At 34.7% G+C, this 21,492-nt stretch carries 19 protein-coding genes; 8 read left to right on the top strand and 11 right to left on the bottom strand.

Features of this window, described 5'->3' with window-relative positions; genetic code table 11:
- Nucleotides 1-38: 38 nt before the first annotated feature.
- Nucleotides 39-1,106 (bottom strand): branched-chain amino acid aminotransferase, encoded by a 1,068-nt coding sequence (locus IEV84_RS08105; protein ID WP_188493782.1) that lies wholly within the window; start codon nt 1,104-1,106, stop codon nt 39-41.
- A 298-nt stretch (nt 1,107-1,404) separates the two neighbouring features.
- On the opposite strand from IEV84_RS08105, the gene mnmC2 reads away from it, so the two are divergent.
- The 3 genes from mnmC2 (at nt 1,405) to IEV84_RS08090 (ending at nt 2,818) form a co-directional block, all read left to right on the top strand.
- Complete coding sequence (gene mnmC2, locus IEV84_RS08100) at nt 1,405-2,064, top strand: tRNA (5-methylaminomethyl-2-thiouridine)(34)-methyltransferase MnmC2 (protein WP_188493781.1); 660 nt, start codon at nt 1,405-1,407, stop codon at nt 2,062-2,064.
- Nucleotides 2,065-2,190: 126 nt separating this feature from the next.
- Nucleotides 2,191-2,388: a hypothetical protein gene (locus tag IEV84_RS08095; RefSeq protein WP_188493780.1), complete on the top strand. Its 198-nt coding sequence runs from the start codon at nt 2,191-2,193 to the stop codon at nt 2,386-2,388.
- Nucleotides 2,389-2,617: 229 nt separating this feature from the next.
- Nucleotides 2,618-2,818: a hypothetical protein gene (locus IEV84_RS08090; RefSeq protein ID WP_188493779.1), complete on the top strand. Its 201-nt coding sequence runs from the start codon at nt 2,618-2,620 to the stop codon at nt 2,816-2,818.
- Nucleotides 2,819-2,849: 31 nt separating this feature from the next.
- Here IEV84_RS08090 and IEV84_RS08085 read toward each other — a convergent pair whose 3' ends face one another.
- Entirely contained in the window at nt 2,850-3,791 is a 942-nt protein-coding gene (locus IEV84_RS08085) for a LysR substrate-binding domain-containing protein (RefSeq protein WP_188493778.1), read from the bottom strand.
- A gap of 241 nt (nt 3,792-4,032) precedes the next feature.
- On the opposite strand from IEV84_RS08085, the gene IEV84_RS08080 reads away from it, so the two are divergent.
- The 3 genes from IEV84_RS08080 (at nt 4,033) to can (ending at nt 6,729) form a co-directional block, all read left to right on the top strand.
- On the top strand, nt 4,033-4,317 hold the full coding sequence (locus tag IEV84_RS08080; RefSeq protein ID WP_188493777.1) for a hypothetical protein: 285 nt from the start codon (nt 4,033-4,035) through the stop codon (nt 4,315-4,317).
- 75 nt (nt 4,318-4,392) lie between these two features.
- Nucleotides 4,393-6,030: a SulP family inorganic anion transporter gene (locus IEV84_RS08075; RefSeq protein ID WP_188493776.1), complete on the top strand. Its 1,638-nt coding sequence runs from the start codon at nt 4,393-4,395 to the stop codon at nt 6,028-6,030.
- 63 nt (nt 6,031-6,093) lie between these two features.
- Nucleotides 6,094-6,729, top strand: a complete 636-nt coding sequence (can, locus tag IEV84_RS08070) for a carbonate dehydratase (RefSeq protein ID WP_188493775.1) — start codon at nt 6,094-6,096, stop codon at nt 6,727-6,729.
- A 31-nt stretch (nt 6,730-6,760) separates the two neighbouring features.
- On the opposite strand, the gene IEV84_RS08065 is transcribed toward can, so the two are convergent.
- The 3 genes from IEV84_RS08065 to IEV84_RS08055 form a co-directional block, all read right to left on the bottom strand.
- Complete coding sequence (locus IEV84_RS08065; RefSeq protein WP_188493774.1) at nt 6,761-7,960, bottom strand: LETM1-related biofilm-associated protein; 1,200 nt, start codon at nt 7,958-7,960, stop codon at nt 6,761-6,763.
- Nucleotides 7,961-8,081: 121 nt separating this feature from the next.
- On the bottom strand, nt 8,082-8,609 hold the full coding sequence (locus IEV84_RS08060; protein WP_188493773.1) for a superoxide dismutase family protein: 528 nt from the start codon (nt 8,607-8,609) through the stop codon (nt 8,082-8,084).
- A gap of 72 nt (nt 8,610-8,681) precedes the next feature.
- Nucleotides 8,682-9,206, bottom strand: coding sequence for a DUF8685 domain-containing protein (locus tag IEV84_RS08055; RefSeq protein ID WP_188493772.1), 525 nt, complete (start codon nt 9,204-9,206; stop codon nt 8,682-8,684).
- 249 nt (nt 9,207-9,455) lie between these two features.
- Here IEV84_RS08055 and IEV84_RS08050 point away from each other — a divergent pair, with 249 nt between their 5' ends.
- Nucleotides 9,456-9,977, top strand: a complete 522-nt coding sequence (locus IEV84_RS08050) for a DUF4251 domain-containing protein (RefSeq protein ID WP_188493771.1) — start codon at nt 9,456-9,458, stop codon at nt 9,975-9,977.
- A 77-nt stretch (nt 9,978-10,054) separates the two neighbouring features.
- Here IEV84_RS08050 and IEV84_RS08045 read toward each other — a convergent pair whose 3' ends face one another.
- The 6 genes from IEV84_RS08045 to IEV84_RS08020 form a co-directional block, all read right to left on the bottom strand.
- Nucleotides 10,055-11,845, bottom strand: a complete 1,791-nt coding sequence (locus tag IEV84_RS08045) for an acyl-CoA dehydrogenase FadE (RefSeq protein WP_188493770.1) — start codon at nt 11,843-11,845, stop codon at nt 10,055-10,057.
- Nucleotides 11,846-11,971: 126 nt separating this feature from the next.
- On the bottom strand, nt 11,972-13,159 hold the full coding sequence (locus tag IEV84_RS08040) for an acetyl-CoA C-acyltransferase (RefSeq protein ID WP_188493769.1): 1,188 nt from the start codon (nt 13,157-13,159) through the stop codon (nt 11,972-11,974).
- Nucleotides 13,160-13,372: 213 nt separating this feature from the next.
- Complete coding sequence (gene tnpA, locus IEV84_RS08035; protein ID WP_188493768.1) at nt 13,373-13,834, bottom strand: IS200/IS605 family transposase; 462 nt, start codon at nt 13,832-13,834, stop codon at nt 13,373-13,375.
- Nucleotides 13,835-13,917: 83 nt separating this feature from the next.
- Nucleotides 13,918-16,308: a 3-hydroxyacyl-CoA dehydrogenase/enoyl-CoA hydratase family protein gene (locus IEV84_RS08030; RefSeq protein WP_188493767.1), complete on the bottom strand. Its 2,391-nt coding sequence runs from the start codon at nt 16,306-16,308 to the stop codon at nt 13,918-13,920.
- The gene (locus tag IEV84_RS08025) at nt 16,292-16,759 is read right to left on the bottom strand and encodes a MarR family winged helix-turn-helix transcriptional regulator (RefSeq protein WP_188493766.1); all 468 of its coding nucleotides are present in this window, start codon (nt 16,757-16,759) and stop codon (nt 16,292-16,294) included. Before IEV84_RS08025 ends, IEV84_RS08030 begins: the two co-directional genes overlap by 17 nt.
- 243 nt (nt 16,760-17,002) lie before the next feature.
- Entirely contained in the window at nt 17,003-18,781 is a 1,779-nt protein-coding gene (locus IEV84_RS08020; RefSeq protein WP_188493765.1) for an AMP-dependent synthetase/ligase, read from the bottom strand.
- Between the two features lie 343 nt (nt 18,782-19,124).
- Between IEV84_RS08020 and katG the strand changes: the two genes are divergently transcribed.
- A complete protein-coding gene (gene katG / locus IEV84_RS08015) occupies nt 19,125-21,341 on the top strand; it encodes a catalase/peroxidase HPI (protein WP_188493764.1) in 2,217 nt (738 codons plus the stop codon).
- Nucleotides 21,342-21,492 lie beyond the last annotated feature (151 nt).

Raw genomic sequence — 21,492 nt, 5'->3', positions numbered from 1 at the left:
TTGAAAATCGCTTTTTTCTATATCTAAAAATAAGGAAATTAGATTTTTACAGTCCAGCCAAAAGTGTCTTCAGCTAATTTGTGTTGGATGTTTGTTAATTTCTCTTTCAATTGCAATGCAATAGAATCTTCAGTTTTAGGTAATTCAAAATATTCGTTTTTGTATGCAAATCCTTTTATAGGACTTACTACTGCAGCAGTTCCTGCTCCGAAAATTTCTTTTAAGCTGCCATTTTTAACACCTTCGATTAACTCGTTCACAAGAATTGGTCGAACTTCAATATTGATACCTTCTCTTTTTGCCATGTCAATAAGGCTTTTTCTGGTAACTCCATCCAGAATTCTTTCGCTGGTAGGAGCAGTAATCAAAGTATCGTTGATTCTGAAAAATACATTCATTGTTCCGGCTTCTTCCAGCTTAGTATGCGTAGCATCATCAGTCCAGATAACTTGTTGGTAACCTTCCTGGTTAGCCAGAGTAGTAGGGTAGAATTGTCCTGCATAGTTTCCTCCGGTCTTTGCAGCACCAATCCCTCCATTAGCAGCTCTACTGTAATGCTCAGCAATAAGTACCTTAACTTCTCCTGAATAATAAGCTTTTGCAGGAGATAAGATAATCATAAACTTGTATTCGTCAGAAGGATTAGCAACAACACCAAAACCTGTTGCAATCATAAACGGACGGATGTATAAAGTGTTTCCTAAGCCTTTTTTAATCCAGGCTTTGTCTAGTTTTAGTAATTGGTTAAGACCTTCCATGAATAACTGTTCAGGAACTTCAGGCATAGCCATTCTAACAGCTGAACTGTTAAAACGTTTGATATTTTCATCAGGTCTGAAAAGCCAAATATCATCATTTTCATCTTTGTAGGCTTTCATTCCTTCAAAAATAGTTTGTCCATAATGAAAAACCCTTGATGAAGGATCCATCAAAAACGGAGCATAAGGTTTAATAGTTGGGTTTTGCCATTCTCCATTTTTAAAATCACATTCAAATAAATGATCAGTAAATACAGAACCAAAGGTTAAGTTGTCAAAATCTACTTCGTTAATTTTTGTATTAGGTGCTTTTATAATTTCAATTTTGCCGGCTTGAGTTGTACTCATAATAATATGTTTTTTATTTTTTTGAATGTATAAATGAAGCTTAAGTATAAAATTTCACTTTATGATGAACTAAACTTTGATTCCTGCAAAATTAAATAAAAAAGGACAAAATACTTGTCAAAATTTTAATAATTGTTACTATTGAATAGGATTTTCGTATATTCAAAAAAAAACTAAAAAAAAGACAATCATTTCTATGAAATATGCAATAAATCATCGCTTTTTAAGGTCGTGTATGGGGCTTTTTAAGTAAATTTGGTCTTTGTTTAGTACAGATTCAAAATAACAGATACAAAAATTGAAAAGAGAAATTATACAAACTCAGGATGGTTCTACAACAATTCATTTGGAAGAGTGGAACGAGAGTTATCATTCTAAACATGGTGCCATTCAGGAGGCTAAGCATGTTTTTATTAAAAACGGACTTTCGTTATTTAAAAACAAAACAGTGTCGATTTTAGAGATTGGTTTTGGTACAGGACTGAATGCTTTTATTAGTTTTTTAGAAGCACAAAAAATGAATCAGATTATTGATTATGTTGGGGTAGAAGCTTATCCGGTTGCCCCTGAGGAAATTTTATCTATGAATTATGTGGATGAATTAGAAGCTCAGGATCAATTGGCAATATTTGAAAAAATGCACCATTCAGATTGGAATGAAAAGAATGATTTGAGCCAGGATTTTTCATTAACTAAAAGAAAACAGTTTTTTCAGGATATTGATGATGTGGCGCAGTTTGATTTGATTTATTTTGATGCTTTTGGGTACAGGGTACAACCTGAATTGTGGAGTACGGCTATTTTTCAAAAAATGTATGATGCACTTAAAGAAAATGGTGTTTTAGTTACTTATGCTGCCAGAGGAGTGGTCAAACGAAGTATGATAGAAGTAGGTTTTAAAGTCGAAAAACTGGAAGGCCCTCCGGGAAAGAGAGAAATGTTTAGGGCTTTTAAATAAATAACAGTTTTTGAAACAGAACATAATAAATTTTTAAAAATACCGTTAAATAGATGTAAAGTATGTTTTTAATTCTTAATTTTACATAGCCTTGAATTAATGTTTAATCATTAAAGTTAATCTATTATGACCAAAATAATGTTTGATTACACTAAATCGATATTAGAAAGAGTTAGTTTTGATCCGGTACTTTTTTGTAAAGAACTCGAAAAAGCCATAAAAACACTTCTCCCTTATGAGTTGGATCAGTTAAAAGAATGGTTAATGTCATTTATAGTAGAGAAACCCGAGTTAAAACCATCCTTAGTGATAGTAAATATTTAAATAAAAAAGGAATCATTTTTGATTCCTTTTTTTATGAACTCAACTTTTCTCTACAATAGAAGACAGTAAAAGAAACAACTCTGTTTTGTAAGTTAAAAATTTCTAAATTTTTAAGAAAATGTAATTCGTCGTAATTTATGTGTTTTTTAACTGTTTTTGATTTGTGGGTTAAAGACGTTTTTTTGTAAATTACAACATCTTAATTTGATAACTTTTAATACTATTAGATATGCCACGAATGATATATGATTACACTAAGTCGATATTAGAAAGAGTTAGTTTTGCACCTGATTTATTTGTAAAAGAACTTAAAAAAGCAGTTCGAAATTTATTGCCACATGAGATGGATCATCTAAGAAATTGGCTTACTTATTATACTAAAGAAAAGCCTGAATTGCAAAAATGTCTTTCTATAGTCGAAAGAAACTAAAATCATCCAATAGAGTCAAGATTTCTTGACTCTATTTTTTTTGCAGCGGACTTATTATTTGTACATTTTGAAAAACAATAGCTCCTTTTACAACGCCGGCTATGGTACTCCTTAATGCCTCAATAATTTGAATTTTTAATTCGCTCTTAGGATAAATAAGGCTGACTTCTCTGGCAGGTTTTGGTTCTGTAAAATGACGTAATTTAATTTTGTCGGATTCTTTTAAATCTAAAGTGTGTAAATAGGGTAAAAGAGTGGTTCCCAGTCCTTCATCGGCAAGTTTTATTAAGGTTTCAAAACTGCCGCTTTCTATTTGAAAATGATTCCCTTCGCTTCTTGTATTGTTTTTGCAAAGGTTTAAAATACCATCTCTAAAACAATGTCCATCCTGTAATAATAAAATTTCATCAAGATTTAAGTCTTCTACTTCAATTTCCTTTTTTTGGAAAGTATGATGACTTTCAGGGATATAAGCTACAAAAGGTTCAAAGTAAAGTACAATTTCTTTGATTTTTTCTTCCATCAAAGGGGTAGCCGCGATGGCAGCGTCTAAATGACCGTTGTTGAGCTTGGCGATAATTTCTTCGGTATTTAATTCTTCGATAATGAGTTTTACTTTTGGATGTTTTTTGATAAAATTGTTCAAAAACATAGGTAATAAGGTAGGCATGATTGTAGGAATGATGCCCAGTCTGAATTCACCACCAATGAAACCTTTTTGTTGTTCTACAATATCTTGAATTCTATCAGCTTCGTTAACAATATTTTTTGCCTGATTGACTATTTTTTGTCCAATATCCGTTAGTTGGATTGGTTTTTTTGTTCTGTCAAAAATTTGAATGTTCAATTCTTCTTCAATTTTTTGAATTTGCATGCTCAGGGTAGGTTGAGTTACAAAGCATTTTTCGGCAGCGAGTGTGAAATTTTTGTGTTCGGCTACAGCCAAAACATATTTGAGTTGGGTAATTGTCATGGATAGAATTTTTTGATACAAATATAAAAACAATCAATTTATTTGATGGTAAAAGAGGTTCTTTTTTTGCTCTGTTTTTTTAAGTAGAAACCTGATAAATGGTGTTTTGAAATAGTGTATTTTTCTGAAAGTAAGATTGTTAGGTTGGTTTTGTGTTTTTTTTGAATATTGGTGTTAATTTTTTATAAAAAAAGATTGGTTTTTTTAAAATTTATATTTTTTTAGGTTTATTTTTGTTTATATGAAATCAATAGCACTTTTATTTTTATTAGTCTTCATCGCTTTTTTAGCAACTCCTACTATTGTAAAGTTGATAGAAAAGTCAACTGATGTTGCGGTATATTATAGTGTGTCTGAGGAAGAACAAGTAAAAAAAGAAACGAAGCATTTAGTGTATGCTATAACATCTAATTTAACTTTTAAAGTAAAAAAAACCGGACTTAGAAATTTAATTCTTTTTGAAGATTTTTCTAAACATGATAATGTTATACAAACGATAGCTACCCCTCCACCCGATAGTATGTAATACTTTTATTAAAGTTTTTAGGATTGCAAACACAATGTTTGTGTTGTAATTTGGTATAATTTATTAATTAGTATTATGACAAAAAAAACAAATCTTTTTGCTAACCTTAAATCTGATTTTGCTTCTGGTTTAGTGGTTTTCTTGGTAGCTTTACCATTGTGTTTAGGAATTGCAATGGCTTCGGGTGCACCATTGTTTTCAGGTATTATTGCCGGAATCGTAGGAGGAATAGTTGTTGGGTATTTAAGTCAGTCGCATATTAGTGTGACTGGTCCTGCGGCCGGATTAACAGCAATTGTATTAACAGCAATAACTAATTTGGGTGCTTTTGATGTTTTTTTAACGGCTGTTTTTATTGCTGGTTTTATTCAATTAGCATTAGGTTTTATTAAAGCAGGAAGTATATCTAATTATTTTCCAACCAATGTAATTGAAGGAATGCTTGCCGGAATTGGAATTATCATTATTTTAAAACAACTTCCACATGCTTTTGGTTATGATGCCGATTTTGAAGGAGATCAATCTTTTACTCAAGTTGATGGTAGCAATACCTTGTCTTCATTATTACAGATTTTCAATCATTTTCATTTAGGAGCAATCCTTGTAAGTTTGTTTTCATTGGCAATACTTATTTCCTGGGACAAAATTGCTTTTTTAAAGAAATTTAAATTAGTTCCCGGAGCTTTGATAGCTGTAATTTTTGGTATTGTTTTAAATCAAATTTTTATTAATTCAGGAAGTTCATTGGCTATCACTAAGGAGCATTTAGTGTCTTTACCTATTCCGGAATCATTAGAGGATTTTAAGGCCATAATTGTAGTGCCTAATTTTACACAAATTATCAATCCTGATGTTTGGACTGTAGCCGTGACAATTGCTATTGTGGCATCGGTAGAGACGTTATTGTGTATTGAAGCCTCCGATCGATTGGATCAGCAAAAAAGATATACTAATACCAATGTAGAGTTAAAAGCACAGGGTATTGGAAACATAGTAAGTTCACTTTTAGGAGGATTACCAATGACATCGGTAGTGGTTCGCTCTTCGGCAAATAGTAATGCGGGAGCAAAATCAAAAATGTCAACCATTATCCACGGAGTATTTTTATTATTGAGTGTTTTGATTATTCCGTCTATTTTAAATAAAATTCCATTGGCTACATTAGCTACAATTTTAATCTTAGTAGGATACCGACTTGCAAAACCGGCCACAATCAAGCATTTCTGGGAAAAAGGAAAATATCAGTTTGTACCTTTTATAGCAACAATGGTGGCTGTTGTAGTGACTGATTTGTTAAAAGGTGTAATGTTGGGAATTATTATTAGTGTAATTTTTGTTTTAAAAGGAAATCTGAAAAAAGCTTACAGTTTTAAAAAAGAAGAATACGAAGACGGAGATATTATCCATATTGATTTGGCACAGGAAGTTTCTTTTTTAAATAAAGCTGCTATAAAGCAAACTTTAAATGATATTCCTGAAAATTCAAGAGTTGTTATTAATGCTCATGATACAGAGTATATTGCTCACGATGTGCTGGATTTAATTCGCGAATTTAAAGAAATACGAGCGCATGATGAGAACATTAAAGTGAAATTAAAAGGATTTAAAAAGGCATATCAGCTGGAGAATACCGATGAGGTTTCAAATCACGTTACAATTGAGCATTATTATGATGTGGCAAAACGGATGATGGTTAAAAGAGAAGTTTTTTAAAACAAAAAAACGAAACTTATATTTATTACTGAGAAAAGTTGAACAGAGTAAATTTGAAAAAGTATGGTTGATTTTTATAAAAAAATATTAGAAAATAATAAAGAATGGGTTGAGAGATCATTAGAAAAAGACCCTAACTATTTTGCAGATTTAGCCAAAGGTCAAACTCCGCCTTTGTTGTGGATAGGATGTTCTGATAGTCGTGTGCCGGCAAATGAAATTATTGGCGCTAAACCGGGAGAAGTTTTTGTTCACCGAAATATTGCTAATATGGTAGTACATACTGATATGAATATGCTGAGTGTATTAGACTATGCCGTAAACGTTTTAAAAGTAAAACACGTAATTGTTTGCGGGCATTATGGTTGTGGCGGGATAAAAGCAGCTATGGGAAATCAGTCTATCGGAATTATTGATAACTGGATCCGACATATTAAAGATGTGTATCGTATGCACAATGTGTATTTGGATTCTATTAAAGACGAAACACAGCGATTTAACACCTTTGTAGAAATTAATGCTAAAGAACAGGTTTTCGATTTAGCTAAAACATCTATCGTACAAAACGCCTGGAAAAACGGACAAGATTTAACTTTACACGGTTGGGTTTATGGTTTGAATTCCGGTTTTGTGACTGATTTAGAAGTAAATATTAGTTCCAATAAAGAATTAGATGAAGTCTATCAACTGAATTTGTAAAAAAAAAAATCGCCATTTGAGGCGATTTTTTTTATTCATTATCTAAGTTTTCATTAAAAGCAGACGGAAGTAATTTTGGGATAAATTTGATTAGGATAGGAAGTAGTAAACTGCCTCCCGGAAGTAAAAAAATAGTCAACGAAGGTATGGTTTTACAAATGTCTAATAGTTGTTTTTTTACTTTCTTTTTTTCTTTTTCATCTAAGTCTCTTCGTGTCGAATAAGCCAACAGAATCATTAGTTCTTTACTTTGAATAATTTCTTTAAGTAGTCTGTTTTTATTGCGACTAATTAACGTAATGACACTTTGCGTAGTTTGATCGTAAAAATGTTTTACCGGATTTGAATAATTAAAATAAGGAATTTCCTTTTTGTATTTGCTTATAAAATTATCCGTGTTTTGGATACTTTCTGATACAAAATCAGTTGGTATTTTGATGTTTTCGGCTAGTTTATGTAAAAAGTAAATTTCTTCATTTTCAATTTCACCATCACTCCATAGTGCCATTCCGGCCATGTCAAGCAGATAGTATTTCTCTAAATCAGAATTGAAATAATCTAAATTAAGTTCGTCAATATTTTGCGTATTAATTTTAGAGAACTTGCTGTAACGCACCGAAGCTTCAAAGAGTTTAATTAATAAATCATCGTAATTCGATTTATTAGTCTTGATTTTCAGAGCCAAAGTAACCACACTAATTACAGCTTCTTCAATTTTTTTCAAGTATTTTTCGGGTATTTTGCCGTTAATCAGGTATTGCCTGAAAGCTAAAATATCTATAAAAAGTAACGCATTAGTTACAATATGAGAGAAGTTTTTATTGATGATATCCACATTAGTCTGAACCCGGGTATCAATAATTTTTTCTAAGTTTAAAGAAGGAGCACCGTTTGGTAACACTTTTTTAAACAAATTAAAACCCTGTGGGTGTAAATCATCATAAAAATCGAGACATTTTTTGATAAACGCATTCGGATCCACTTCCTGAGTGGTTAATCCATAAATGTTATACAAGGTGTTTAATAAGGCAACTTTAGGAATTTCATTCTGAACCCAGCCTTTAGTATCAACAAATACAGGAGTTTCAAATGAAATAATATGACCGTAGATAAAACCGGTTGCTCTGGTTTTTTTATAAAATAAATCAACATCCATGAAAACATGCTGTTTCGTGAATTCCTGCTTGACAAAAAATTTATCAACCCAACCAGGTGCCGAAGGATTTATCATATTCTTATTTTGATGCTACAAAGCTATAGTATTTTCTAGTTTTGATGTTATTTAAAAATGAAAAAACCATCTCAATTTTGTTAAATTAAGACGGTTTTAAATGATATTGAAGGACTATTCCTTATTTTATAATTCCCGAACAGGCTACTCTTGCGCCGGCATTTCCCGCAGGTTGCGAAGTAAAATCGTCTGCTCCGTCATGAACAATTAAGCCTTTTCCTAGTATATCTTTAGTTTGATCACCACAGCCAATACACCATTCGTCGGTAGTCAAAGTGATTTTTCCATTTCCTTTTTCATCAGCAGTAAAATTGCCAATGTCCCCTTTATGGTATTCTCCAACACCCCATTTGCCATGTTTTTTGAAAGTAGGATTCCAGTGTCCACCGGCTGAACTTCCGTCAGCTGCTGAACAATCTGATTTTTCATGAATGTGAATGGCATGCACTCCCGGTTTTAATCCGGATATTTTGGCTTCAAAAGTTACCTTCCCGTTTTTTTCAATAAAAGAGGCAGTTCCGGCAACACTACTGTTACTTTTTGCTTCAAATACAATATTTAATTTTTTTGTATCAGTTGATTTATTTTGTGGTTTACATCCAATTAAAGCAGTACTAATTGCCAGTGTAAAAACAATGATTTTTTTCATGATTTTTTAAAATAAGGTTTGAAACCATAAAAATACTATAAAATGCATCGAAAGCCAAAGTTAAATAACATTCTATTTTGATTTTTCTCCTACAAAATGGTTCGTTGGTGATTTAAACAGAATATTAAAAGAGGTTAGACTGCCGTATATTCTTGTGATGTATTGTTGTAATTCTATTTTTTCTATTTCCTCCAGATTACTCGAATTGACTTTTTGTTCCATCACTCGCAAGCGGTCTCTTACCATAACTATTTTATGGAAAAAAGTATCAATCGGAATTTCTTTCGAAGCTAAACCAGGCTGTCCTGGTTCCAGAATCAATTTTCCGCCTTTCCATTTATCGCCAATGGGAACAATTTCGGAAACATCCGACCATTTTTTCAGAAGATTACGTAAAGTTGTTTCTACTTCCGAGAAACTTACCGTATCCACTTCGTTTTCCGCAGCTTCAATGATTTCGAAACTATCGTCTAATGCAATTGTTTCTAAGCCGCTTTCTATAAATGTTACCCAGTATTCGGTTGATGAAACATTGGTAATTACACCTTTTCCGTATTCAGGATGAGCAATTCGTGATCCTATTCCTAGTATTTTCATATGTTGATATTTATTGTTTTTATTGGTCATATGTAATTCGCATATCACTATTGGTACTTGTAATCAATTTTTAGTCATGCTCATTTCATTTGATTTTGTTTTTATCTAAAATAGGAACAATTTTTGTGATTTCAAAAGAGCAATTTACTTTGATTGAATTATTTAATTAACACTGTTTGTATTATTTTTATTCCAATTTAAGTTGTTGTTTATCAGAGATTCATTTATTGTAATTAAAAAATAAAAATTATGAAAACACCTAAAATAGTCATTTTGCTCTTGTTTTGTTGTAATGTTCTAATTGGATTTTCTCAGGAAAAATCGAGAAGACAACTCAGAATGGAACAAAAAATAGAAAAGCAAAAAGAAATAGAAAAATTGATTAATGCGAAAGAATTTCAATTTGTTGCCCGAAATTCGAACTCTCCAACTTTTAGGATGATTGACTTGAGTATTATTCCTAATTTTATTACGTTTAAACCTGATTTTATAAAAAGTGAAATGCCTTTTTTCGGTCGGGGATTTAGTGGATTAGGTTACGGAGGTAGTGATACCGGACTTAAATTTGAAGGAAAACCCGAGAAATTTGTAGTCAATAAACATAAAAAAGGATATCAAATTGAGGCGTCAGTAAGAGGACAGCAGGATTTTTTTAATATAACACTTATTGTTTCTTCTGAAGGAAACAGTACATTGACAATAATTAGTAATAATAGAGAATCCATTTCTTATTTTGGAGAAATTTCAGCAATTGAGAAAGAGGAAAAATAGAATCTTCGTTAAACGAAAAAACCGTCCCGATGATAACTATCGGAACGGTTTTTTTATGCTTGATTTAGAAGGTTTGTCTAAAAACAATATTTGTTTTCTGCAATAATTTTGGCACTGATAGTTCTTCTGATTTCAACAATATTAGGCATGTTAGTGTATTTTGTATAACGTCTCAATCCCATTAATAGCATGCGTTGTTCATCGCCTTCGGCAAAAGAAATAATACTTTCTTTTCCTTTTTGAGTTACAATATCCACTGCTTTGTACAAATACAATTTAGCCATCGCAATTTGTTCTTTGATATTGGCTTCGCCTACTTTTTTAGCTAATTTTTCAGTTCTTAAAATAGTAGATTCAGCCATATAGATTTCGATTAAAATATCGGCCGAAGCAATCAATAATTGTTGGTGTTCATCTAAATCAGGTCCATATTTTTGAACGGCTCCACCGGCAACCATTAAAAAGGCTTTTTTCAATTTGCTTATCATCTCTTTCTCTTCAGCAAATAATTCAGAATAATCAGGAGTGTCAAAAGATGGAATACTCATTAAATCTTCCTGTACTTTAGATGCCGGACCTAATAAATCCACATGACCTTTCATGGCTTTTTTAATCAGCATTCCAACGGATAACATTCGGTTGATTTCGTTCGTCCCTTCATAAATTCTGGTAATTCTTGCATCACGCCAGGCACTTTCCATCGGAGTGTCTTCTGAGAATCCCATCCCTCCGAAAATTTGAATTCCTTCGTCAGAGCAATTCTGAATATCTTCTGAAACGGCTACTTTTAGAATAGCACATTCAATGGCAAATTCTTCAACACCTTTCAATTCGGCTTCCTGATGTGTAGCGCCTTCGCTTTCGCGAATAGCAATTCGTTCTTCAATACTTTTTGCAGCTCTGTAAACGGCACTTTCTCCGGCATAACAGCTGGTAGCCATTTCGGCCAGTTTGTATCTGATGGCACCAAATTTAGATATGGGAACATTAAACTGGATTCTTTCATTCGAATATTTGGCAGCACCCGAAATGATTCTTCGTTGTGAATCCAGACAGGCTGCAGCCAATTTGATACGACCTACATTTAAGGCATTCATGGCAATTTTAAAACCATTTCCTCTTTCGGAAAGCATATTTTCTACAGGAACTTTAGTTTCGTTAAAGAAAACCTGTCTTGTTGACGAAGCACGAATTCCTAATTTATGTTCTTCTTCGTTCGTAGAAATTCCGTTTTCAGGATTGTTTTCTACAATGAAACCGGTGATATTTTTATCATCTTCAATTCGGGCAAAAACGATGAACAAAGAGCAAAATCCGGCATTGGTAATCCACATTTTTTGTCCTGTAATTTTATAATGTGTACCATCTTCAGACAAAACGGCTTTAGTTTTTCCGGAATTAGCATCACTACCTGCTCCGGGTTCGGTAAGGCAGTATGCTCCAAACCATTCACCGGAAGCCAGTTTGGGAACATATTTTTGTTTTTGTTCTTCTGTTCCGTATAAAGTGATTGGTAATGTTCCAATTCCGGTGTGCGCACCAAAAGCACTCGAAAACGAACCGGTAGCTCCCGAAATATAATCACAAACCAAAACGGTATCCACAAATCCCATTCCCATTCCGCCGTAAGCCTCAGGAACAGAAACGCTCAAAAGTCCCAGTTCGGCTGCTTTGTGCATACATTCAACGGTGAACCCAAAGTCTCTTTTTTCAAAACGATCTTTGTTAGGCCAAAGTTCTTTATCAACGAATTCTTTGACCATATCGCGCATCATTTTTTGTTCTTCAGAGAAATCTTCAGGAATAAAAATGTCTTCGCATTTTGTTTCTTTTACGAGGAATTGTCCCCCTCTTGTTTTGTTGTCCATTTTGCAGATTTTTTTAGTTTCTTAATTGAGGTAGCCAACTTGTCATTCCGACGAAGGAGGAATCTCATGATGGTTTTTATTTTTTGGATTCTTCTTTCGTAGCAGTAACAAAAGAAGAATGAATATTTACAAAAGTTCGAAAATCCCCGCAGCTCCTTGTCCTGTTCCCACACACATTGTAACCATTCCGTATTTATTGCCGCGTCGTTTCATTTCATCGAATAGCTGAACAGATAATTTGGCTCCTGTGCAGCCTAATGGATGTCCTAAAGCAATAGCGCCTCCGTTTACATTTACAATATCCGGATTCAATCCTAATTCTCTGATTACGGCTAAGGATTGTGAGGCAAAGGCTTCGTTTAATTCAATCAAATCAATGTCTTTTAAATGTAATCCGGCTTGTTTTAATGCTTTTGGAATGGCTTTTACAGGGCCTATTCCCATGATTCTTGGTTCAACTCCAGCCGAAGCATAATTTACTAATCGGGCTATAGGCTTTAAGTTTAGTTCTTTGACCAATTCTTCGCTCATAATTAGAACAAATGCGGCGCCATCACTCATTTGCGATGAAGTTCCGGCAGTAACGCTTCCGTCGGCTGCAAAAACGGGTCTTAATTTGGCTAATGCTTCCAGCGATGTATCTGCTCTGGGACCTTCGTCTTTATTGACAGTGTAAGATGTGGTTTCTTTTTTACCTTTTGCATTAATAAAAGTTTGTTCAACAGTAATGGGAACAATTTGTGAGTCAAATTTGTCTTCTGCTTGCGCTTTTAATGCTTTTTGATGTGAATTATAGGCAAATAAATCCTGATCTTCTCTGGAAATATTAAACTGTTTTGCAACGGCTTCGGCTGTCAGTCCCATTCCCCAGTAATAATCTTCATGTCCTGCTTTGGCAAGAGCATAATCAGGAGTGGGTTTGTAACCTCCCATTGGAATAAAACTCATGCTTTCGGCACCACCTGCAATAATACAATCGGCCATTCCCGATTGGATTCGGGCTGTTGCCATCCCGATAGTTTCCAGTCCCGAGGCGCAATAACGATTGACCGTAACTCCGGGAACATCATTGATTTCCAATCCCATTAACGAGATTAGACGACCAAAATTCAAACCTTGTTCAGCTTCAGGCATGGCGTTGCCCACCATAACATCATCAATACGTTTTTTGTCAAAATCCGGTAATTCATTCATCATGTGTTGGATGGTTTCTGCTGCCAATTCATCCGGTCTTTTAAATCGGAACAGTCCTTTAGGAGCTTTTCCCACGGCAGTGCGATAGGCAGAAACGATATATGCGGTCGTGTTTTTCATTGTTTTATTATTTTGATGTTTTACAGATTGCTCCTAGGGAGCTAAATTGAAATTCAAATTATTTTTTCTACAAACAGTTGACCTCTACGAGGTCATTTCAGTAAATATAAATTATGATGTTATTTTACCTCTGCTATTTGCCTCTTAGAGGCTTACTGTTTGTAGCATTAAATTGCGTATTTGTTAGGAAGCTCCGTAGGAGCGACCTGTTTATTATTCAATCCATTCAAACAAATATTTTTCATCATATTTTATTTCAAATTTTTCTAAAAAGGAGTGATATTCTTCTTTAAACGTTTGTTTTTTATGATGTTTTTCTTGATTTAAAATGTATTTTATTACATTATCCAACTGGCTTTTGGAGTATGAAAATGCTCCATAACCTTCCTGCCAATTAAATTTTCCATTAATCCATTTGCTATCATTAATAAATTTAGATGAAGCTGCTTTTATATCTCTAACTAAATCTGAAATTGAAATATTTGGTTTCATTCCAACTAATATGTGAACGTGATCCGGCATAGCAAAAATGGCTAATAACTTTTGTTCTCTATTTGAAACAATACCTGTAATAAATTTATGTAATTCTTCACGGTTTTCTTTTATAATGAGATTTTGTCTTCCTTTAACAGCAAAAACAATTTGAATATAAATTTGTGAATAGGTATTTGCCATAATAATCGATTAACAGGTCGCTCCTACGGAGCTTATTAATATTGCAACGCTTTTTCTATCAACAGTTTGCTCCTACGGAGCTTTTAATTTCTCAACGGTTTCCCCGCTTTCAACATATATTGAATGCGTTCCAATGTTTTTCTTTCGGTACAAAGTGATAAGAACGCTTCTCTTTCTAAATCGAGTAAATATTGTTCAGAAACCAATGTCGGTTCGGATAAATCGCCTCCGGCCATCACATAAGCCAGTTTATTAGCGATTTTTTTATCGTGTTCAGAGATGTACCTTCCGGCAACCATTTGGTCGGTTCCTACTAAGAACATCCCTAAAGCCTGTTTTCCTAAAACTTTGATGTCATTTCTTCTGATAGGCTGGGTGTAACCCGCTTCTGCCATTAACAATGCGTGTTTTTTGGCTTCAGCAATTTGGCGGTCTTTGTTCACCACAATAATGTCTTTCCCGTGTTGTAATAGACCGGTATCAAAAGCTTCATATCCGGAAGTTGAGACTTTAGCCATTGCAATAGTTAAGAAATATTCCTGTAAGGTGTTCAATTCCACATCATTTTTACGGAATAAATCAGCCGCACGCAAAGTCATCTCTTTCGAACCGCCACCACCGGGAATCACTCCAACGCCAAATTCCACCAATCCCATATAGGTTTCTGCGGTAGCAACCACTTTATCGGCGTGTAAGCTCATTTCGCATCCGCCGCCAAAAGTCATTCCGTGAGGCGCAACTACTACAGGAATTGAAGAATAACGCACGCGCATCATCGTGTCCTGAAACATTTTGATAGCTAAATTTAGTTCTTCGTATTCCTGTTCGACTGCCATCATGAATATCATTCCGATATTGGCACCAACAGAGAAATTAGCTGCCTGATTTCCAATAACCAATCCTGAATATTCTTTTTCGGCTAAATCAATTCCTTTATTGATAGCTTGTAAAACATCGCCACCAATAGTATTCATTTTCGATTTGAATTCGATATTTAAAATTCCGTCGCCCAAATCTTCGATGATAGCACCACTGTTACCCCATATTTTTTTGCTTTCGCGAATGTTATTCAGAATAATAAAAGCATCTTGTCCAGGCACTTTTTCCTGCGATTTTTTGGAAATATCATAAAAATAAGTAGCTCCTTCTTTGACAGTGTAAAAGCTATTGTTTCCTGAAGCCAACATTTCATTGATCCAAGGAGCGGCAGTGTGTCCTTCGGATTTTATCAGTTCGAATCCTTTTAAAACTCCTATCGAATCCCAAATTTCGAATGGTCCGTTTTCCCAGCCAAAACCGGCTTTCATGGCATCGTCAATTTTGTATAATTCGTCTGAGATTTCAGGAACTCTATTCGAAACATAAGTAAATAATGCAGCGAAGCTTTTTCTGTAAAATTCACCCGCTTTGTCCTGTCCTTTGATTAAAACTTTAAAACGATCGATAGGTTTTTCGATGGTTTTGGTGAGTTCTAAAGTCGCAAAAGAAGCTTTTTTAGCTGGACGATATTCTAGCGTATCTAAATCTAAGGAAAGAATATCTTTATCCACTTTTTTGTAAAATCCCTGTGCAGTTTTGCTTCCGAACCATTTGTTTTCCACCATTTTTTTGATGAATTCCGGAAGTTGTAATAACTCATGAGCTTCGTCTTCTGGACAATTTTCATAGATTCCATTGGCAACATGCACCAAAGTGTCTAAACCAACTACATCTACCGTTCTAAAAGTAGCCGATTTTGGACGACCAATTACAGGTCCTGTTAATTTATCTACCTCCTCGATGGTTAATCCCATTTCTTTTACCAAATGAAACAAACTCTGAATCCCGAAAACGCCAATTCTGTTTCCAATAAATGCCGGAGTATCTTTTGCAACAACCGAAGTTTTTCCTAAGAACTGTTCTCCGTAATTTTTCAAGAAATCCAATACTTCAGATGAGGTTTTTGGTCCCGGAATAATTTCGAATAATTTTAAGTAACGCGCCGGATTAAAAAAGTGTGTTCCGCAAAAATGTTTCTGGAAATCTTCCGAACGACCTTCACTCATAAAATGAATCGGAATTCCGGAAGTATTCGAAGTCACTAAAGTTCCAGGAGTTCTGTATTGGTCAATTTGTTCGAAAACTAATTTCTTAATATCCAAACGTTCCACCACTACTTCAATAATCCAATCTACACCGGCAATTTTTGCCATATCATCCGTAGTGTTTCCGGTGCTGATTCTACTAGCGAACTTTGCGCTGTAAATAGGGGAAGGTTTGGATTTTAATGAATTAGCCAAATGTTCATTTACAATTCGGTTTCTAACCACTTTACTTTCCAGAGTGAGTCCTTTTTTACTTTCAGCTTCGTTAAGTTCCTTTGGGATAATATCCAAAAGTAAGACTTCCACACCGATGTTGGCAAAATGACAAGCAATGCCCGAACCCATGATTCCTGAACCTACTACGGCAACTTTTTTAATGGTACGTTTCATCTTCTGTATTTTCAGATTGATTAAATATTTTTTTATCGTGTATTAATTTGTTGATGGTTTCGGCAACTTCTATAAAATGTTCCCATTTTTCGTCCGAAATATGTTTTTTAATACTTTCATTAAACTGAATGACGGTACTTTTAGACAAGGCTCTTTTTTCTTTGCCATAATCCGTCAGGTAAATCAATACCCCACGACCATCATTGGGATTTTTCTTTTTAATGATTAATCCTTTTTCTTCCATCGATTTCAGGGTGCGGGTCAGGCTTGTAGCTTCCATTCCCATTTTAGGGCCTAAAGCCGTCGATGGCGTTCCTTTTTCTTTATCGATACTTAACAATGCAAATCCGGTTGCCATCGTAGCGCCATATTTGGTGGCTTCTTCGTTGTACATTCTGGAAACAGCCTGCCAGGTCGCTCTTAAGATGTAATCTATTGTTTTGTTTTTCATGTGGCAAGCTTATTAAGTTTCTCTCAAAAAGAAAATCTATTTTTTATCATAATCTTTTTAATTTGAATTAAAAATTATGATATTAGCATATCTGTTATTTCAAATATAAGAAAAAATAGTATGCATGCATAATAAAAAACAGTTGTTTTTTTGTTAAAAAAAATTGAGGTAAAAAAAAAGAGCTTGCTTCATCGATTTGAAACAAGCTCTTTTTTTTGTATTGAAGTAGTAATTTGGATTCTTCTAAAAACTATATATTTTTTGGTACAAATCCTGATATTTCTCCAGTATATTTTTACGCTTTAATTTGAGTGTGGGAGTCATTTCGCCACCATCAATAGACCAAACGGTAGGAGTGAGTTCGAATTTTTTAATTTGTTCCCAGTGTCCAAATTTACTATTAATACTGTCAATTTCCTGTTGGATTCGGGCAATCACTTTTTCGTTGGTCACGATTTCCTGATTGTTTTTCCCAATGTCGGTTTTGTTTTTGTTAGCCCATTCTTTTATAAAATCAAAATTAGGTTGAATAAATGCGGCCGGCATTTTTTGACCTTCGCCTATTACCATGATTTGTTCGATAAAGCGGGATTGTTTCATGGTGTTTTCAATCAATTGAGGTGCAATGTATTTTCCGCCTGAGGTTTTAAACATTTCTTTTTTACGATCGGTAATTTTTAGAAATCCATCTTTATCAAGATTACCAATGTCGCCGGTATGGAAATAACCGTCAGTGATTACTTCGCTTGTTAGCGTTTCATTTTTATAATAACCTACCATTACGTTTGGACCTTTGCACAGAATTTCTCCGTCTTCGGCAATTTTTACTTCTACATTATCGATCACTTTACCAACAGTTCCAATGCGGAAACCGTAATTTCTCATGTCGTTTACGGCAATTACGGGCGAAGTTTCGGTCAAACCATAACCTTCCATAACGGGAATTTCGGCAGCGGCAAAAATTCGGGACAAACGGGTTTGTAATGCGGCACTACCGGAAACCATTACTTCTAGTTTACCACCCAAACCTTCTTTCCATTTGCTGAAAATAAGTTTTCTGGCAATTTTAAGTTGGAATTCATACCAAAATCCATTGGCTCCATAAGGTTCGTAACGTAATCCTAAGTTGATTGCCCAGAAGAATAGTGCTTTTTTGATTCCGCTTAGTTCGGCACCTTTAGCATAAATTTTATCATATACTTTTTCGATTAATCTTGGAACAGCTGTAATTACTGTGGGCTGTACTTCTTTAATGTTCTCTCCAATTTTCTCTATGGATTCTCCAAAATAAATCGAAACGCCATAATATTGGTATAAATACAAAACCATTCTTTCGAAAATATGACAAATAGGCAAGAAACTCAATGCGCGACTAGCACCTGCTTTAAAAGGAATTCGTGACGCACTGCCCAATACATTCGAAACAATATTTTTGTGCGAAAGCATCACACCTTTTGGATTTCCTGTTGTGCCCGAAGTATAAATGATGGTTGCTAAATCTTCAGTCTTGATGCTGTTTTTTCGGGATTCTACTTCTTCCTGATTACTTTCATCTTCGCCCAGAACTAGTAATTCATTCCAGTTTTTGCAATTACCAATAGGATTAAAACTGTAAATTTCTTTAAGATGCGGTAATCTACTTTTGATAGCGTTAATTTTTTTGAAGAGCTCTTCGTCAGAAACGAAACAATAGCTGGCTTCACAATGATTCAGAATGTATTCGTAATCCTGTTCGGAAATAGTAGGGTAGATAGGAACGGTTTGCGCTCCGGTTTGTAATACGCCAATATCTACAATGTGCCATTCGGGTCTGTTGTTTGATGAAATAATGGCTATTTTATCATCTTTTTGTATTCCCATTCGCAATAGCGCCCTTGAAATGCTATTGGCTTTGGCAATATATTCTTCGGTGCTTATTTTTACCCAAACGCCATTTTGCTTTGAAGCTAAAGCATCTGGAATTGAAGTAAACTCATCTTGTTGATGGTACGGAAAATCAAAAATTCGGGTGATTGAGGTCATGATTATAGTTTTGGAATCCTAATGCAAAATATAAAAAATAACCGAAGTTTTGATTTTTAAAGTGTAAAAAGAATGTGTAATTTTTAATTTAAGATGCTAAAAATAATGGTTTCTTTAATTGCCGTCTTTTCGAACTGAGGTACCTATGGATGTGTTTTTAACTATTTGATATTGAGGCTTTCGTTTTTTGTATATTATTTTTTATTAATTTAATGCCTCTTTAGCAGAATTGGATATTAAGTATTGTTGTATAGTTTTTATCTATTGATAAATTAATTCCAATAAACAAATCATCATTAAATTAGCATTGCAACTTTATAAAAAATAAATAAAAAAGATAATTATGGAAAACACAAACAATTCAAACGGTGCGGGTAAATGTCCATTTTCAAGTGGTATTGTTAAGCAAAGTGCCGGTTCTGGTACTACAAATAACGATTGGTGGCCAAATCAATTGAAATTAAATATTTTGCGTCAGCATGCTAATTTTTCAAACCCAATGGGGGAAGATTTTAATTATGCTGAGGCTTTCAAGTCAATTGATTTAGCTGCTGTAAAAAAAGATATTTTTGATTTAATGACTTCTTCTCAGGACTGGTGGCCTGCTGATTATGGTCATTATGGTCCGTTTTTTATTCGAATGGCATGGCATAGTGCCGGAACCTATCGTATAGCTGATGGTCGTGGAGGAGGAGGTTCAGGTTCGCAACGTTTTGCTCCGCTGAATAGTTGGCCTGATAACGTGAATTTAGATAAGGCTCGTTTGTTGTTGTGGCCGGTTAAAAAGAAATATGGTAAGAAAATCTCATGGGCTGATTTGATGATATTGGCAGGAAACTGCGCATTGGAATCCATGGGATTGAAAACTTTTGGTTTTGGAGGAGGACGTGAGGATATTTGGGAAACAGAGCAGGATATTTATTGGGGAGCTGAAGGAAAATGGTTAGAGGATCAACGGTATTCAGGAGATCGCGAATTAGAGAATCCTTTGGCTGCAGTTCAAATGGGATTAATTTATGTGAATCCGGAAGGACCAAATGGAAATCCGGATCCTGTGGCTTCTGCAAAAGATATTCGGGAAACTTTTGGTCGAATGGCAATGAATGATGAGGAAACTGTAGCTTTGGTTGCCGGAGGACATACTTTTGGTAAAACTCACGGAGCGGCTGATCCAAGTAAATATGTAGGTGCAGAACCGGCTGGAGCAAGTATTGAAGAGCAAGGTTTGGGTTGGAAAAATACTTTTGGCAAAGGACATGGAGAGGACACAATTTCCAGCGGTTTAGAAGGAGCCTGGACGACTTCGCCAACCAAATGGAGTAATAATTATTTTGAAAATCTTTTTGGTTTTGAATGGGAATTGACTAAAAGTCCTGCGGGAGCACATCAATGGAAACCGAAAAACGGAGCAGGAGCAGGAACGGTTCCGGATGCTCATAATCCATCAAAAAGTCATGCGCCAACAATGCTTACCGCCGATTTAGCGTTGCGATTTGATCCAATTTACGAGAAGATTTCGAGAAATTTCTATGAAAACCCGGATCAGTTTGCTGATGCTTTTGCTCGTGCTTGGTACAAATTAACGCATCGTGATATGGGACCAATTGCCCGTTATCTTGGACCGGAAGTACCAAAAGAAGAATTAATCTGGCAGGATCCAATTCCGGCAGTAACTCATAAATTAATTGATAGTGCTGATATTGCTTCGCTTAAAGCAAAAATTTTAGATTCCGGATTGTCTGTGTCTGAGTTAGTAGCTACAGCCTGGGCTTCGGCTTCCACTTTTAGAGGTTCAGACAAACGTGGCGGAGCCAATGGAGCCCGCATTCGATTAGCGCCACAAAAAGATTGGGAAGTAAATAATCCGACGCAGTTAGCCAAGGTGATTTCGAAATTAGAAGCTATTCAGGCGGAATTTAATAACGCACAATCTGATGGGAAGCAGGTATCTCTGGCTGATTTGATTGTTTTAGGAGGTAATGCAGCTATTGAAAAAGCGGCAAACAATGCTGGTTCTAAAATAGAAGTTCCTTTCACAGCAGGAAGAGCCGATGCGACTCAGGAGCAAACTGATGTGGAATCATTTGCTGTTTTAGAACCCATTGCCGATGGATTCCGTAATTATATGAAAACGAAATACACTATTTCTGCTGAAGAATTATTGGTTGATAAAGCGCAATTAATGACACTTTCGGTTCCTGAATTGACTGTTTTATTGGGAGGAATGCGTGTGTTGAATACTAATTTTGACCAATCTACATTAGGAGTATTTACGAATCGTCCGGAAATATTAACCAATGACTTTTTTGTCAATCTATTGGATTTTAATGTTAGCTGGAAAGCGACTTCGGATGCTCAGGATGTTTTTGAAGGTCGTGACCGCAAGTCGGGTATCGAGAAATGGAAAGCCAGCCGTGTGGATCTTATTTTTGGATCTAATTCGGAGTTAAGAGCTATTGCTGAGGTTTATGCCTGTGCGGATTCTGACGAAAAATTCATAAACGATTTTGTGGCAGCATGGAATAAAGTGATGAATTTAGATCGTTTTGATTTGGTTTAATATAAGTTGTAAGAACAAAATAATGTCGCATTTTTCAACCATATAAGTCATTTAAGTTTTTTTTACTTATATAACTCTAAGTAACAAATAAGCGCATTGAATATTTAATTCTTACATGACTTATATGTTTATATTATAGATGGTTGTTTAC

It is taken from the genome of Flavobacterium palustre (assembly GCF_014639535.1).
Taxonomy (GTDB): Bacteria; Bacteroidota; Bacteroidia; order Flavobacteriales; family Flavobacteriaceae; genus Flavobacterium; species Flavobacterium palustre.
Note: the sequence above shows the minus strand (reverse complement) of the source record. Positions and strands in the feature narration are given on the sequence as shown.